The organism is Adhaeribacter swui, assembly GCF_014217805.1.
Taxonomy (GTDB): Bacteria; Bacteroidota; Bacteroidia; order Cytophagales; family Hymenobacteraceae; genus Adhaeribacter; species Adhaeribacter swui.
Genome location: NZ_CP055156.1, coordinates 2,894,554 through 2,910,307, shown reverse-complemented (window position 1 = coordinate 2,910,307; position 15,754 = coordinate 2,894,554). Strand labels below are relative to the sequence as shown.

11 protein-coding genes and 1 tRNA gene are annotated in these 15,754 nt (G+C 42.7%); 4 read left to right on the top strand and 8 right to left on the bottom strand.

Annotation, left to right across the window (positions count from 1 at the left end; all coding sequences use genetic code 11):
- Nucleotides 1-842 precede the first annotated feature (842 nt).
- The 4 genes from HUW51_RS12490 to HUW51_RS12475 form a co-directional block, all read right to left on the bottom strand.
- Nucleotides 843-2,318: a RagB/SusD family nutrient uptake outer membrane protein gene (locus HUW51_RS12490; RefSeq protein WP_185274347.1), complete on the bottom strand. Its 1,476-nt coding sequence runs from the start codon at nucleotides 2,316-2,318 to the stop codon at nucleotides 843-845.
- A 39-nt stretch (nucleotides 2,319-2,357) separates the two neighbouring features.
- The gene (locus tag HUW51_RS12485; RefSeq protein WP_185274346.1) at nucleotides 2,358-5,573 is read right to left on the bottom strand and encodes a SusC/RagA family TonB-linked outer membrane protein; all 3,216 of its coding nucleotides are present in this window, start codon (nucleotides 5,571-5,573) and stop codon (nucleotides 2,358-2,360) included.
- Between the two features lie 668 nt (nucleotides 5,574-6,241).
- A tRNA-Met gene (locus tag HUW51_RS12480) sits at nucleotides 6,242-6,314 on the bottom strand.
- 114 nt (nucleotides 6,315-6,428) lie between these two features.
- Nucleotides 6,429-8,180 carry a BamA/TamA family outer membrane protein gene (locus HUW51_RS12475; protein ID WP_185274345.1) on the bottom strand — a complete coding sequence of 584 codons (1,752 nt, stop codon included), beginning with the start codon at nucleotides 8,178-8,180 and terminating at the stop codon, nucleotides 6,429-6,431.
- Nucleotides 8,181-8,348: 168 nt separating this feature from the next.
- On the opposite strand from HUW51_RS12475, the gene hemW reads away from it, so the two are divergent.
- The 3 genes from hemW to HUW51_RS12460 all read left to right on the top strand — a co-directional run bounded on the left by hemW (nucleotide 8,349) and on the right by HUW51_RS12460 (nucleotide 10,879).
- A complete protein-coding gene (gene hemW / locus HUW51_RS12470; protein WP_185274344.1) occupies nucleotides 8,349-9,479 on the top strand; it encodes a radical SAM family heme chaperone HemW in 1,131 nt (376 codons plus the stop codon).
- A gap of 130 nt (nucleotides 9,480-9,609) precedes the next feature.
- Nucleotides 9,610-10,251, top strand: coding sequence for an outer membrane beta-barrel protein (locus HUW51_RS12465; protein ID WP_185274343.1), 642 nt, complete (start codon nucleotides 9,610-9,612; stop codon nucleotides 10,249-10,251).
- A gap of 13 nt (nucleotides 10,252-10,264) precedes the next feature.
- On the top strand, nucleotides 10,265-10,879 hold the full coding sequence (locus tag HUW51_RS12460; protein ID WP_185274342.1) for a hypothetical protein: 615 nt from the start codon (nucleotides 10,265-10,267) through the stop codon (nucleotides 10,877-10,879).
- Here HUW51_RS12460 and HUW51_RS12455 read toward each other — a convergent pair whose 3' ends face one another.
- The 3 genes from HUW51_RS12455 to truA all read right to left on the bottom strand — a co-directional run bounded on the left by HUW51_RS12455 (nucleotide 10,880) and on the right by truA (nucleotide 14,166).
- On the bottom strand, nucleotides 10,880-11,404 hold the full coding sequence (locus tag HUW51_RS12455; RefSeq protein WP_185274341.1) for a GyrI-like domain-containing protein: 525 nt from the start codon (nucleotides 11,402-11,404) through the stop codon (nucleotides 10,880-10,882).
- 97 nt (nucleotides 11,405-11,501) lie between these two features.
- Nucleotides 11,502-13,268 carry an ABC transporter ATP-binding protein gene (locus HUW51_RS12450; RefSeq protein ID WP_394353950.1) on the bottom strand — a complete coding sequence of 589 codons (1,767 nt, stop codon included), beginning with the start codon at nucleotides 13,266-13,268 and terminating at the stop codon, nucleotides 11,502-11,504.
- 148 nt (nucleotides 13,269-13,416) lie between these two features.
- Nucleotides 13,417-14,166, bottom strand: a complete 750-nt coding sequence (gene truA, locus HUW51_RS12445) for a tRNA pseudouridine(38-40) synthase TruA (protein ID WP_185274340.1) — start codon at nucleotides 14,164-14,166, stop codon at nucleotides 13,417-13,419.
- 372 nt (nucleotides 14,167-14,538) lie between these two features.
- Between truA and HUW51_RS12440 the strand changes: the two genes are divergently transcribed.
- Nucleotides 14,539-15,030 (top strand): DUF4293 domain-containing protein, encoded by a 492-nt coding sequence (locus HUW51_RS12440; protein WP_185274339.1) that lies wholly within the window; start codon nucleotides 14,539-14,541, stop codon nucleotides 15,028-15,030.
- A gap of 90 nt (nucleotides 15,031-15,120) precedes the next feature.
- Here the strand turns inward: HUW51_RS12440 and HUW51_RS12435 are convergent, their stop codons facing one another.
- A complete protein-coding gene (locus HUW51_RS12435) occupies nucleotides 15,121-15,642 on the bottom strand; it encodes an NUDIX domain-containing protein (protein WP_185274338.1) in 522 nt (173 codons plus the stop codon).
- Nucleotides 15,643-15,754 lie beyond the last annotated feature (112 nt).

Genomic DNA, 15,754 nt, shown 5'->3' with positions numbered 1-15,754 from the left:
TTAAAAGTTAAGATGAGAATTATGTTACGCTAATGTAAAGAAACTTATCTTAAAAAGAATATGAAACTTATAAATTTTCGTTTAATTTCCATTTACTTTCAAAATACTTATAAACTTACCTAAAATAAAATATAAAACTCAATTACTTTCACTTAATTACTATTCACCTTCAAATTGATATTCTTAGACTTTGCTAGATTCTTCAAAGCCTATAAGCAGAGCTACTATGATGATAAGTACAATACCTGCAATGATAGAAAAAGCGGGCTGCCGCCTCATGTGAGTAATTAAAAAATTTAAAAAATGGGTCAGGCAACAGCAAAATACAGGCTTATTGCTTCCGCAAGTGCTTTTTTGAAAATCCTGACAACCGTATTCCATTTGAAAAACCGGAGAATTCTGATCTTGCCATAGGAAAAGAATTCTTTCGCATTAGATTCACACGCTGCCCTGCATTCTGCAAAAGAAGATGACTTTGTACAGAACGAAGGCGATCTTTATATGCACACCAAAAAGCTTCAACGTATTTCCTGCACCTCCATCATTCCCAAAAAGAAGAAAGCCAGAATCTGTTTGTTCCGCTTTGTCTTTCCAGCTCACAAACTGCTTACGGATCGATCTGCACAAAACCTATTTTCATAATTCTGCATGCAGGCCACTAATGCCAACGTGGCTGCGCAAAATGTAAATTATAATTTAAAAGCTCAGCTAGTGAAAGACACAAAGAAATAGAGCTTTAAGATGCACCATATTTCTTGATTCTACCATAAAAAAAACCCCCAGGAAGCGTTAAACTTTTGGGGGTATTTTTTATACAGGCTTTCGGATCTACACAATTAATATCAATACCCCTCATTCTGCGCAATGGCAGGCGAGCTGGTAATAACTACCAGAGCGGGAATCGGGTACAAAAGCTGGTAAGGCTTAATGGGTGTCGAAATTCCAACAGTAATTTTCCCAGGACCAGAGACTTTTTCATTCATAACTGTTAGTGCCCGATCCGTACGCAGAAGATCAAACCAGCGATGACCTTCGAAAGGCGACTCCAGTCGTTCTTCATTATAAACCGCTTCTTTGAAAGTTTCATAAGTCAGATTGCTTAGATTAGCGAGGCCAGCGCGGTTCCGAACCAGGTTGATCATGGCGTAAGCTTCGGCAACCGGGCCTTTATTTACTTCATTGAGTGCTTCTGCATACATTAACAAGATATCGGCATAACGGATCACATACCAATCGGCGCCAGAATCGGCGTAGCCGCCGCCTGTTTCGCGCTCTACATAACCGCGAATGTATTTGGCAGCAACAAAAGTAGTCCCATTCATGTAGCCGTCAGCAATATTATTGCGGCGTACATCACCATCCGAATAAGCGGCGGCAATATCCTCGGTTGGCTGGTTAAACCCGTAGGCGCCACCCGATGGAATGGTAATTCCTTCTGAGCCCGTTGGTGCAAAGTGATTGGGAAAGTTTGAACCGAGTCCATTTGCTGCTCCTTTAAATTGTGCCTGCCAGATCGCCTCGGAATTTCCCTGCTGCCCGGCTTTGTACAGGTCGGCATACACCGGCAACAGACTGTAAGTGCCCGAATCGACTACTTTTTTGAATGCCACAACCGCTTCAGCGTATTTTTTCTGAGTAAGGTAAACTTGTCCCAGCAGACTTTGAGCAGCACCCTTTGTCGCCCGGCCTACATTGGCGTCATCATAAGAAACTGGTACTAACTCCTCTGCTTTTATTAAGTCCGCTTCGATCTGTGCGTACACTTCCTGCACGGTAGCCCGACCCACTTTGTAGCTGGCATCGAGATCCATTACCGGTTCGGTAACGAGCGGAACGCCGCCAAATAACCTAACGAGGTTGAAATAACCCAAAGCTCTCAGCGTAAGTGCTTCGCCGGTGTATTGCTTTTTCAGTTCATCCGAAAAGCTTGCACCGTCAATGCGGGCCAGGATACTGTTGCATCTTGCGATCAAGGTGTAGCTGCTTTGCCAAAAGGCAGTTAAATGTTCATTGTCAGTCGTTTCCCGAAATTCGTCGATATTCCTTTTAGCATCATTCCCATCGCCGCCAGCGGTGAGCTCAGTGGTGTTATCGGAACGCAAATCTACCAGCAGAGAATAGTATCCATTGCCCGAATACACTTGCGCGAAAGCCGAATAGGCACCCACCAGCGCCTGTTTAAAATCAGATTCGGTTTTGAAAAAATTTGTTTCGCCGATCTGAGAAATGGGTTCTGATTCCAGGAAATCTTCACAGGACGTTCCTGAAAATGTTAGGATAACCAGGGCAACAGCTATTTTTATATTTTTTGAGATCATATGAATCAATGTTAAAAAATTGATTTGTTATCAGTTGGATCAGAAACCAAGGTTAAGACCAAATACAATGGTTCTTGCCATGGGGTAAGTGCCATAATCGATGCCGGGCGTGAGCGCAGAAGAAATCCAAGGATCGCCTTCGGTCGTATTCACCTCTGGATTGTACCCGGTGTATTTGGTGAAGGTGTGCAGGTTTTGAATGTTTACGTAAGCCCTTGCATTTCGCAAAATGGATCCGGTCAGAATTTTGCCAAGTTTATACCCAATGGTAACGTTTCTGATGCGCAGGAATGAGGCATCGTCTACCAGCCAGGAGGAGATTGTCCGGTTATTAGCCGAGCTTCCCGGGCCAAACGTCTTGCCATCACCGGGTTCCTCAGGCGAACGCCAGTAGTTCTTGAAAGCTTCCCCATTGTTCCGGTAATTACTGCGTTTGGTAAGGTTCATCACCTCTACATCCTGAGCGCCTTGCAGCGAAAAGCTAAAGTCAAAGTTTCCGTAGTTGAAGCTGTTTGTAATGCCATAGGTAAACTTGGGAAGGTTATTGCCGATAATGGTCTTGTCGGAGTCATTGATGACGCCATCATTATTAAGATCCCTGAATTTGGCATCACCTGCATTCGTGTTCGGTAAATGAGCAGAAGCATTCACTTCGTCAATGGTATTATAAACTCCATCGAAAACATAACCATAGTAACTTCCCAGCGGGCTGCCGATTTGGGTAATGTGTGTCAAAGAGTTCTCCTGGGCACGGTTGGCAACGATAATCGGTGTGCCGCCATTTCCAAGTGATTCTACCTTATTAGTGTTAAAAGAAATGTTGGCGTTGGTGGTCCAGGTAAATTTATCTGTATTGAAATTTCTGGTTTCCAAGGCAAGCTCTACCCCTTTATTACGGAGACTTCCCAGATTGCGCAGAGCAGTTTCAAAACCAGTTGAAAGAGGCACAGGAACATTAAGAAGCAGGTCAGAGGTTAGCTTGTTGTAATAATCAGCGGAAAGGTAAATCCTGTTTTGAAAAAGTCCCAGATCTAACCCCAGGTCTATTTCCTTGGCCTTTTCCCATCCAAGGTTTACATTGCCCAGAGAACCTTGCGCCAATCCACTGGCAATTGCACCGTCACCGGAGCCTAAAATATAGTTGCTACCGTAAATTAAGCCGACGGATGCATAATCGGGTATCTGGTTATTACCGATCAAACCATAGCTGGCACGCAACTTCAACTCACTAACAGCAGTTACATCCGCCATAAATTCTTCCTGGCTGATTCTCCACCCGACCGAAGCGGAAGGAAAATTCCCCCATTTGTTTTCCGATCCGAAACGAGAGGAACCATCGCGACGGAAAGTGGCGGTTAAAAAGTACTTCTCGTCGAAATTGTAAGTCGCCCGGCTTAATAAGGAGAGTAGGGTCCATTGCGATCGCAAAGAATTTCCACCTGTTACGATCCCCGCATTTAGCGTAGGTACCAGGTCATTCGGGAATGAATTTGCATTGACTGCCGTAGAGTTGAAAGTCGATTTCTGCTCTGTTAACCCCACCAGCACATTTACATTATGCCGATCGGCAAACGAATTGTCGTAGGTCAATGTGTTTTCATTAATCCAACTAATATTTGTAGCCGCGTAAGAACGACCGTACGAAGGATTTACACTGATAAAAGAAGGTGAAAATTTGTTGTTATTGAATGTATTCACATCCGCATTGATACTTGTTTTGAATTGAAGGTTTTTCAGGATATCAATGGTTGTAAACAAGCTACCAACCGTGCTGAACTGGTTCATTGTGTTCTGAATACCTTCACCAAAAGCCAGCGCATTATTGTAGTTGATATTCTGCGTGGTGCCATCGTCATAATGCAGCGTGTAAGTGGTTGCGTACGTACCATCTGGATTCCGCGCGGGGTATAATCCCGGAGTCGACATCACAGTGGTAGCTACTGCGCCGTAATCAGAAATCCCGCCTGTTGTGGCGATGCGGTTATTCGTGTAGGATGGAGCAATACGGAAGCCGACTCTAATCTTTTCCGACGCTTTCGCATCCACATTCAGACGAAACGCATATTTTTTAAAACCGGAATTAATGACAATGCCTTCCTGATTCTGATAGTTACCAGACAAGTAATAGCGGGCATTGTCCGTGCCGCCGGAAGCTGAAAGCTGGTAGTTTTGCATGGGTGCCCGGCGATAAAGCAGGTCTTGCCAATCGGTGAAAGGCAGTGACGCGGCATTCTTAAATTCATCCGCGATCTTGTATTGTGGTCCGCTTCTGGCCGAATTAGGATCAGTGGCTTTCCCGCCGGCACGCACCCAATCCGTGTTTCTCATATCAATCTGGCGTTGCGCGTATTCCTGGTTGCTCATGATTCCAACCTTTTTCGCGATTTCCTGAAAACCGTAACTTACATTCAGGCTGTACTGCGACCTACCGGCCACGCCTTGCTTGGTGGTAATCAGAACCACGCCATTAGATCCACGCGATCCATAAATGGAGGTAGCAGCAGCGTCTTTTAATACATCAATGGACTGAATATCATCTGGATTAATAGCTGCCAGCGGATTAACCGGAGATTGATCCCCAATATCTCCACCCTGGGCTGACGCATTACTAACTGAATTATCGAGTGGCACCCCATCGACCACATACAAAGGCTGGTTGCCCGCTGTAATGGATCCCGTACCCCTGATTTTCAGGGAAATACCACCGCCTGGCGCAGTTGAGGTCTGTTGTACCTGTACACCCGCCATCTGCCCAGCCAGCGCTTCTCCGAACGAAACCACCGCTCGATCCTGCAATTGTCGCGCATTGACCGAGGCTACCGACCCAGTCAGTTCACGCTTCGACTGGCTTCCATACCCAACCACAACAACTTCATTTAATGCTCTGCCACCAGTTGCAAGTTGCGGCGAAATAGTTATCCGGTTTCCGACAGGCTCCTCTAAATCACTGTAGCCTATATAAGTAAACAGCAAGGTGCTATTTACAGGTACCTGAATCTTGTAATTTCCATTTGCATCCGAAACAACACCATCGTTGCTGCCTTTAACCCGTATGGATACACCAATCAGCGGTTCACCGGTTCCTTTTTCTGTAACCTTACCATTCACCGTAATCAGATTCGCCCGGTTTGGCGTCTGAGCCTGAGTGGTAGCACATAACAATAAAAGGAATAATACTTTAAAGAGTATTCCCAGAGACACTCCGCGCTCATTACGGGAACAATAGCAACCTTCATTAAAACTTAGTTTTCCCATAAGTCATGGAAGTAAAGGGTCTAGAAATGATTAAATAGAAAGGTAACGGAACAAATATATGCTATTTGTTAAAAATAAAAACTTTTTGTAAGAAAAAAAATCATTAAAATCATTAAAAAGAAAGGTAATGACAGGTTTTAAAATCTTGTTAACGTCGAGTCAGTAAACAAAACTTTTTATAGCTACCAGTAAGGTTATAATGCGTGTTAAATACTTAAAACATGCCAAGATAAAGGAATTAAGAAAGAAATGTTCCGGTAGGGAATGATCTTTATCGTGATACTCTACCGGCTTTGTATTAAACATAATGAAATTGCTTAATGCTTTAGTCGTTAGCTTTACACTGGCACGAATCCCCCTGTTGCTGATTAAAACAGAAGATAATACAAGGCAGTATTCTCAGCACACATATATTCCACTAATGCGCAGTAAGTGATAAATAAACGGGGCCGTGTTAGGAAATACAGAATAAAAATATGCCTGGAAAAATAGAATTGGGATTGAGAGTAGAATCTCTTGCTGTGGGAGAATAAAAAAAACTAGACTACAAAAAAGAAAAGCCTGAAATAAAAAGTACCAAGTGGGTTTCCGGCAAACAAGCCTGTTTTTGTTGAACACCAAATAAAAAGGCCTTGCAAGTTATTCACTTACAAGGCTTTTTATTTAGGTAGCGGGAACAGGACTCGAACCTGTGACCTTTGGGTTATGAGCCCAACGAGCTACCAACTGCTCCATCCCGCACTGTTTATAATACAAAAGTAGGGGCTTTATATTAAAAAACCAAATAAATCTTACTTTTAGGCAACATATCGCAATAAGTTACTCAGCTTCAAGGTATTTAATTTTTATTTTTTTTTAAAATCGACTCGTTAATCCAAAGTGAATCCGGGAATAGTTAAGGCTGATGGGTTGGTTAAGCGCTTTAGACTGCCCCACCGAGTAAATAAATTGAAATAAACCGGCGCCGGTACTAAAACTTATCCCGGTTCCTAAACCAAAAGGATATTCCTGCACGCGGTCTTGTCCTAAAAAGCGGCGGTAATAACCTTGGTCGTAAAAAAGCAAAACATACGAATCCGGACCGGTAAATAGCCGGTATTCTAAGGTACTTACGGCATAGCGCGAAGCATAAAAGCTGTATTCCGGAAAGCCGCGCAGTGTATTCAGGCCACCCAACCGAAACAAATCGTTATAAAATAATTGCGGGTTTACTAAAGCTTCTCCTTTTAAACGGGTTAATACTACACTCCGGCGCTGTAATTTAAAATAATACTCGCCGAGTAAACTCATAGATAGTTGCGTTGTTTTTAAACGGATGGAATCGTAATAACTGGCTTCCCGGCTAATATTTCGCTTGATGGATTTGTTACCTACTGCCGTTTGTGCGGTTACCTGATAACCTTGCCGCGGAAAATACAAATCATCGAGGGTTTGGCGCAGGTACTGCAAGCCATAAGCCGTATACGTAAAGTCCGCGATAGGTACCGAATCGCGGCGCTCCTGCAAGCTAACCGATGATAGCAGCAATCTAGAATTTTGAAATTCGGTAAAAAAGGTAATCTTACCCGCTTTAGGCGTGTTAAAACCGAATTGCAACCGTGGTTTTAGGGTAATAAAAGCCGAATCTTGTTTATACAAATTAAAAGAAAAGCCTAACTCCAACGGCGACCCTAAAAAGTTAGGATGAATATAATTGGCATCGAGTAGTTGAGAACCACGCTGCACTTTACGCCAATGCAAACCCAAGGCTTTACCGCTACCCTTTATATTTTTAATATCTAAATTTAATTCGCCGGTAACCAGCAGTTTTTGGGTGTTACCTCCCGGGTCGGGCAGAAAACCCACAATACCATCAAATTGGTTTGCTTTTTTATCATTTAAAAACAAATACAACCGCGCCCGATTTTTCCCGAACTGCAGCAATGGGGGTTGCACAATTTCCAGGTAAGGCAATTGGCGCAGAAGGCGGGGCAAATTTTTAATTTTTTGTTGATCGTATACCTGCCCCGGGAAAATTTGCAGATACTGGCTTAAGAACCGCCGGGTAGTTTTGGTATCGCCGGCAATATGCAGCGAATCAAACTGGATTAACGGGCCTTTGTCCACGATAGCGGCGGCCTCGATTTGGTTATCGGTTATTTCCAAAGAATCTAAACGCACACGTGCAAACGGATAACCGTTATTTTCGGCCTGGGTTAGTACGGCTTCCTGCAATTTCACCCATTCGCCGGGTAAAAAAGGTTTGTTGGTATATAATTTTTCTTTGTACCCCGCCTGTGCCAGCAAACTGTTACCAATGTTGCCGTTGCGCAACCGAGCCCAGTGGTATTTATCTCCGATAAAAAAACGGCTATATAACTCGTTATTCTTCAAGTAACAGGTATCTACGGAAGTCATTAAATAACCATCTTGCTGTAGTTGCAGCATAAGGCTGCGTAAGCCTTGCCGAGCAGCTACCGAATCGGGAAAACGGGCTGGATAAACGTATTTTCGCAGAACTTCTCGATCTTTATCCGAAGTTTGAATGGTAAGATTTACTTCCCGCTGAGCCCAACCTGCAAAGCTGACCAGCAAAAAGAAAATACAGGAAATGCCGGCTTTGTACATTTGCTCGCTAAAAAGCAGGGATTAATTTAAAAATTTTCGGGCTTTGTAGTAACATCCTAAATTTGCACGATTGTTCCGCCATTAGCAAACTATTTGGTCGGTTGGTATTGTTTAGAGCAAAGTAAACCGTAGCGCCTGGCGTTTACATAAAATTTTAAAAAATTAAATTTGGCTGGCCTTTATATTCACATTCCGTTTTGCAAGCAAGCCTGCCATTACTGCGACTTCCATTTTAGTACTTCTATGCGCCGGAAGCAAGACGTGGTACAAGCTATTTGCCAAGAACTTGCTTTGCAACACTCCTATTTATCCGGCGAAGCAATCCAAACGATTTATTTTGGCGGTGGTACCCCTTCCCTACTTACCGAAGCCGAGCTAGCTGCTATTTTCGATACAATTCACCGGTACTTTACGGTTGTACCCGAGGCCGAAATAACATTAGAAGCCAATCCTGATGATTTAAACCTCATTAAATTACAGGAACTGCAAAACTCGCCGGTAAATCGATTAAGTATTGGCCTGCAATCGTTTCATGAACCGCATCTGCGTTTAATGAACCGGGCCCACTCCGCTACGGAGTCGTTTAATGCCGTTAAAACAGCTCAGGATGCTGGTTTTACCAATATTACCGTTGATTTAATTTACGGCATCCCGGCCTCCGACCATGCTATCTGGGAGAAAGATTTAGAACAGGTTTTTGCCTTGCAAATACCCCACGTATCGAGTTACGCCCTTACCATAGAACCCAGAACTGCTTTAGGAAATTGGACAAAAAAAGGCACGTTCCAGCCCAGCGAAGATGAGTTTGTAGCATCTCAGTTCGAGTTACTACTGGCGCACATGGCACAAAACGGGTACGAACAATACGAAATTTCTAATTTTTGTAAACCTGGCTGGGAATCGCGGCATAACAGCAATTACTGGCGAGGCGTTTCGTACCTGGGGGTTGGGCCAAGTGCGCATTCTTTTAATGGTACTTCCCGGCAGTATAATATAGCTAATAACGCAAAATACTTAGCGGCTTTAGAGCACCACCAAATTCCCGCCACCGTGGAAATACTATCTGCTGCCGATCAGGCCAATGAATATTTAATGACCACCCTGCGCACCAGTTGGGGCTGCGATTTAAAAATTTTAAAAAAACGATTCGGTTTTAATTTACCGCAGTTACATGGCACCTACCTGCACCAGCTTATCCGGCGGGGTTTGGCTACTATGGAAAATGAAAAGCTCATCTTAACTAATTCCGGCAAACTGCTAGCCGACCAAATCACCCTGGATTTATTTATCACGGAGTAGTTTTCTGGCTTCCCTTTTCTTTCCAGAAAATATTTTTTTTATAAATATATTAATTTAATATACTTCACGTTTCTAACCTGTAAAGGCCTTCTACCCCAATCAAATCTTAGAAAATTTAAAATTTCCATCTATGAAAACAATAGTATTGTTGCTATTTTCTTTTGTTGTTGTTAGTAATTGCTATGCTCAAATTCCGGCAGGTACTACATTTATTGGCGGGAGTGCTTCCTTCTCTAACCGTACTGATAAAAACACCCGAAACCCGGATATAGATAATAAGTCCGTCTCAACCAGTTATAGTTTATACCCTAAAGCGGGTTATTTTATAACCGACAACATTGCCTTGGGCTTGGGCATTAATTATTACAGTAACCGAACTAAATACAAAGAGAGTAGCATAGATGAATCATTCAGGGGTAAACAACACTCCTTGGGCATTAACCCTTTTGCGCGTTATTATAAAATGTTGGGTGAAAAAATCGGGTTTTTCGGGCAGTTTACTTTATCTTATGAGAATGGGAAAAGTAAAAACAACGATTTTATTTACCAGAAACAAACTTCCTTTGGGGCTAGTCTAGCTCCAGGTTTTGTATTTTTCGCTACCCCTAAAATCGGCATTGAAACTACCATTGGCAATTTTGGTTACTTTCGCTACATAAATAAATACTATTCCCAAGATCAGAATCCTACAGAAGATAAGACGAACCAATTGGCGGCGAATGTGGAAGCCAATAACGTGTTTCTGGGCATAAATTTTTATTTCGGCCGTTAATTAAAACCAACTTATGAAAGTAATTAGCAGCTTATTTTTATTCTTGACTTTGGGTTGGTTTAATTGTTTTGGTCAGTTAAACAAAGGCACCTTGCTCCTTGGTGGCAATATCCGGTACACAAACAAGGCAGTATCTGATGATGACCTACGCTCCGTTAACAACCATGAAGGTAACCAGAAAGAATTTGTGGTGGGGCCGCGGGCAGGAATATTTTTAAAAAATAACCTGGCCGTGGGATTATTATTAAACTACGAACACCAAAAACAGCGGAATTGGGATGAATACAACAACTTGTTTTATGGTTCCCAAACCCAGATTTTGAAGTTAGGTCCGTTTATTAGATATTACCACTTTATTGTACCAGAACTAGCCGTTTTTGGGCAGGGCGCTATTACCTACAACTACAACTTTAATAGCCACGATACTTTTGTATTTACAGCTAATGTTAGCCCAGGCTTAACGTACTTTATAACCCCCAAATTAGGTTTAGAGATGAACTTAGGTGGCATTAGCTACACCCGGGGTGTTTACAAACCAAATAAAGAAGATCGGGCTACCTCTAACTTAATTGATTTACAACTTATCAGTGGTTTACAGATTGGGGGCAGTTTTTACCTTAGTCGCTAATTAATTAGCTAATTGGGCTTGCACCCGGCCATAACGGTCTTTTGGAAACTCCTCTAAGTACTGCTTTTTTATATTTAATTTATTTTTCTTGGCATAATCAAACAACCCAGCGTAAAGCTTATTGGGAGCGAGAAAAAAATGAGCTTTAACTGAAGCCTGCACCACTGGCCGACTCCCGGGCCATTGACGCAGCTCATAACCGGCGGGCAACTGCACCGTTGAATCGGGTACTACAATACCAATAAAAGCCTGGATGCTATCGTTTGTTTCTTCGGGGTTATTATAGTAAATGTTGCCTAAGTAGCCGGGTACTTTTTTATCTTCCAGCAGTTTAGCGGCCTCCTGAAAGTAAGTACCTAAAGCTTTATCCTGCATGTTACCGTGGAAGTATTTACCGGCTACATACACCGGCTTAGAAGTAGTACGGATAACCTGCACCGGATTAAAACCACCCAAATACCCGTAAAACCCAAAGCCAATTACTAAAAGCAAAAGGATGGCCAGCAAAAACTTTTTGTTTCCCACAATCAAAAATTTTAAAAATCAGGCAAAGATAAAGAACTACCCTTAACAAACACAGCCCTGATTAGCTTACCCGGCCCAACCGGTGATTGTTCCCGGATTAAATAACCTCTTTGTATTGCATTTTATACAGTTGGGTATAATAGCCTTCGTGCTGCATGAGTTCGTCGTGGGTGCCGGCTTCTTTTACTTCTCCTTTATCCATTACAATAATTTTATCTGCTTTTTGAATGGTAGATAGCCGGTGCGCAATAACAATAGAAGTGCGGCCCTGCATTAATTGCTGAATGGCGTATTGAATCAATTCTTCGGTTTCGGAATCGACGGAGGAGGTAGCTTCGTCCAGAATTATAATCCGCGGATCGTATACCATGGCCCGCACAAACGAAATAAGCTGACGCTGCCCTACCGACAAAGTAGCCCCCCGCTCCATTACCTTATAATCCAAGCCACCCGGTAAGCGTTGAATAAATTTATCGGCACCTACCAGTTCAGCGGCTTGCCAGATTTGTTCGGTGGTGATATCCTTATTGCCCAAAGTAATGTTATCGGCAATAGAACCCGAAAACAAGAACACATCTTGCAACACCACCCCAATATGCCGTCGCAAAACGCTTAAATCGTATTCTTTTAAGTCGTGGTCGTCTACGCGAATAGTACCTTTATTAATTTCGTAAAACCGGCTTAGCAAGTTGATGATAGACGTTTTACCAGCCCCGGTTGCCCCCACAAAAGCTACGGTTTGTCCGGCCTTTACCGTAAAAGAAATATCGCGCAGCACCCATTCTTCGTTGTTATAAGCAAACCACACCTTCTCGAACTGCACATCGCCTTTAATGGTAGCGGGGGCGTAATGCCCGGTATCCGAAATTAACTCGTTGCTATCTAATAATTTTAAAATCCGGTCGGTACTTACTACGCCTAACTGTAACGTGTTAAATCGGTCGGCAATTTGCCGGATGGGCCGGAAAAACATGGAAATATACATGATAAAGGCAATAAGCACCCCCAAAGTAACATCCTGGTTTAAAACACCTTTTGCGCCGTACCAAACCAGCAAGCCGGTACCGGCCGCTCCAATTACTTCGGCTACCGGAAAGTAAATAGAATAATAAAGTACGTTTCTGATTTGAGCGCGCGTATGCTCCTGGTTAATTTTTTCAAATTTTTGCATTTCGCGGGCTTCGCTGTTAAAGATTTGCACAATGCTCATGCCGGTGATATGCTCCTGCACAAAAGCGTTGAGGTTAGCAACGGCGGTACGCACTTCCTGAAACGAAGATTTTACTTTTTCTTTAAAAATATAGGTACTCACAAAAAGCAGCGGGAACATAGACAAGCTAACCAGGGTCAGTTTCCAGTCGATGTAAAGCATGTAGCCCAGAATAAAGGCTAATTGCAGCACATCTCCAATCATAGCGGCCAGGCCTTCGCTAAACACATCCGATAATTGCTCTACATCCGATACATTGCGGGTTACCAAAGTACCAATGGGCGTACGATCGTAAAATTTTAAGCGCAGTTTTAAAACATGCCGGTACAGCACCACCCGAATATCGCGCACAATGTGTTGCCCGAGCCAGCCGGCAAAATACGTATGCAGGTACGAAACTACGGAGTGACCAACCAGCAGAACAGCCAACCACATAAACATCTGGTTTAAACCCGGAAAGTTCCCGACCATGATGTATTCATCAACCGTATATTGAATTAAAAAAGGCCGTACCGCGGCCAGCAAAGCCGATGCTACGGTTAAAAATATAAGAAAGTAAAATATTTTCTGGTAAGGCTTTACAAAGGCGTATAACCGCCGTAAAATATAGTAATCAAAGGCCTTCCCTATTTTTGTATTCTTTGTTGGTTCCAAAATGCAGGGTAATGTTTAAAGCACGCAATCACCCGGCGGCTTTCTTAGGGCCACGCGCGTCTATTGCTGCAACTATTATTTATATCTGTAACAACGCTACAGAACCAGGAATGTTTGTGCTGTAGGATTAAGAAAGTAAAATTAACAACTATTCTGGTAAGAAATAGTTTGTTGGGTATTCTACTTTAGTTAAAAATAACCCAGCGGCCGGAGCGGCCGCGCTAGCCAAGCGCCGGTCTTGGCTTGCTACAATATCTTTAAAATTTGCTACGGTTAATTTGCCGCTGCCCACATCTAACAAAGTACCTACTACCAAACGCACCATGCCGCGCAAAAACCGGTTGGCCCGGATCGTAAAACACAGGCTATCTTGCTGCAATTGCCAATCGGCCCGGAAGATCTGGCACCGGTAATGCTTTGTTTCGCCTTTTACTTTAGAAAAAGTGGTAAAATCTTCGAAGTTCAGCAAGGCCGCGGCCGCTTCGTTCATGGCTTCTATATTGGGCCTTCGGCCTAGATAATGGCTATACGCGTGCAGAAAAGGATTATTTACCAGGCTAATGCGGTATTCGTACGTTCGGGCTATGGCGTCGTAACGGGCGTGAGCATCGGGCAGCACTTCGTACATATTTTTTACGGCAATATCGTGCGGTAAAATCCGGTTAAACCGGTAACAAGCTTCTTCTATGTTTAACTTACGGCTAACATCCAGGTGCACAAATTGCTGCTCGGCGTGTACGCCTGTATCGGTTCGCCCACTGCCCACGGTTTCAATAGTTTCGCGCAAAACGGTACTAAGGCAATCGTTAAGAACCTGTTGCACAGTAACGGCATTGGGCTGTATTTGCCAGCCGTGGTAATTGGTTCCGTCGTAAGCAACTTCAAGGAAATAGCGCATATGAACAAATATATTATAGATTCATTCATAATTACCTTTCTGCCGCATTATTTCTTCTGCGGCTGTTTTATTTTTGTTTTATTAGCTTCGGCAAAATTTTAAAATTTTATCTTTTTAAAGCGCTTGCAAAAAATATATTCTCTGCCGGTTATAAACTTTTAAGGTGTTTTCACTCGTTATCATGCTACTTAACGTAAACCCCATTTCCTGGCTACACCTGGCCATTTTCAAACAGCAGTAAATTTATGCTTGTAAAATAAAATGAGATTGGCTCTGGCTGTTACAAGTATCCGTTAACAATAAAAAAGCGCTTATGGTTTTTGCGAAAGAAGTATCTATTTTTGCAGGTAAAATTTAAAATTTAATTCAGGTATGATTCAAAGAATTCAATCCGTTTTTCTGTTTCTAATAGCCATTGCCATGATTTGTGTATTGTTCTTGCCTATTTGGTCTAAAACCGATACGGATGGACAGCAATATGTTTTAAATGCTTTTTCTTTAGCCGCCATAAGCACTCCAGATGCTACGGGCGCCACTCCGGCACCTGTTTCTAAATCTACTATTGTAATTGCTATACTGGCTATATTGGCAGCGTTGGTGGCCTTGTACGAAATATTTCAATACAAAAACCGCTTAACACAAATGAAACTGGGCTTTTTAAATACCCTTTTATTGGCCGGTTTAATGGGCAGTTGCTTTTATTATGTGTCGTACGTGGGCGAAGACATGGTAAAAGGCGCTGGCCGCGGCGAATACGAGGCGGGTTTTTATTTTCCTTTGATTGCTTTAGCTTTAAATGCTTTAGCTAACCGCTTTATCCGGAAAGATGAGCAACTGGTTCGTTCGGTAGACCGGTTGCGGTAAGCCTGCTTAAACCAATTATTTATAAAAACGGCTGCTTTACTAAAAGCAGCCGTTTTTTTTGTTAACAACAAAAATTAAAATTTTTAAAAATTACTTTTGTTTTTGAAGCAAAGCCCATTGTACCGCAATTAAGGTTTTACCATCGTTTAGGGGCAAAGTACTTAAATCCGGCGGCGCTACTTCTACAATTTCAATGTTTTCGTGTTCTTCGGCTAAGCCTCCCCCCTCCGATTTTTTATGGCTTACTTCGGCATAAAACAAGCTTATTTTTTCGGCAAAAGCCCCCGGCGAAGAGTAGTAAGTGGCAATTGGGATAATGGTATCTACGGCATAGCCAATTTCTTCTTCTATCTCCCGGCAAGCTGCTGCTTCTAAACTTTCGTTGGGGTTATCGTGCATGCCGGCCACTATTTCCAGCATTTTATCGTTAGCGGCCATCCGGTATTGTTTAACAAAAATATACTGATTCCGGGCGGTATCAAAAACCAAAGCGGCTACGGCCTCGCCCGTATCAAACAGCTCCCGCTCCAGCACATTATCATCATCCTGTAACTTTACTTTATACAATTTAAAATGGCCGTCGTACGCAATTTCTTTATTAATTATTTTCATAGTAATGCGGGTTAAATAAGAATGCCTGCCTTTACGCAAACAGATTTTATTCAGCTAATTTTTTTTAAATTTTTACATTCCAGAGAAAAAGCTAAACCAGCATTTAAAACCT

Excerpts from the sequence above, each read along its gene's own strand:
- HUW51_RS12490 (WP_185274347.1), bottom strand. The coding sequence starts at position 2,318 with ATGATCTCAAAAAATATAAAAATAGCTGTTGCCCTGGTTATCCTAACA.
- HUW51_RS12485 (WP_185274346.1), bottom strand. The coding sequence starts at position 5,573 with ATGGGAAAACTAAGTTTTAATGAAGGTTGCTATTGTTCCCGTAATGAG.
- HUW51_RS12475 (WP_185274345.1), bottom strand. The coding sequence starts at position 8,180 with ATGTACAAAGCCGGCATTTCCTGTATTTTCTTTTTGCTGGTCAGCTTT.
- HUW51_RS12465 (WP_185274343.1), top strand. The coding sequence starts at position 9,610 with ATGAAAACAATAGTATTGTTGCTATTTTCTTTTGTTGTTGTTAGTAAT.
- HUW51_RS12460 (WP_185274342.1), top strand. The coding sequence starts at position 10,265 with ATGAAAGTAATTAGCAGCTTATTTTTATTCTTGACTTTGGGTTGGTTT.
- truA (WP_185274340.1), bottom strand. The coding sequence starts at position 14,166 with ATGCGCTATTTCCTTGAAGTTGCTTACGACGGAACCAATTACCACGGC.
- HUW51_RS12440 (WP_185274339.1), top strand. The coding sequence starts at position 14,539 with ATGATTCAAAGAATTCAATCCGTTTTTCTGTTTCTAATAGCCATTGCC.
- HUW51_RS12435 (WP_185274338.1), bottom strand. The coding sequence starts at position 15,642 with ATGAAAATAATTAATAAAGAAATTGCGTACGACGGCCATTTTAAATTG.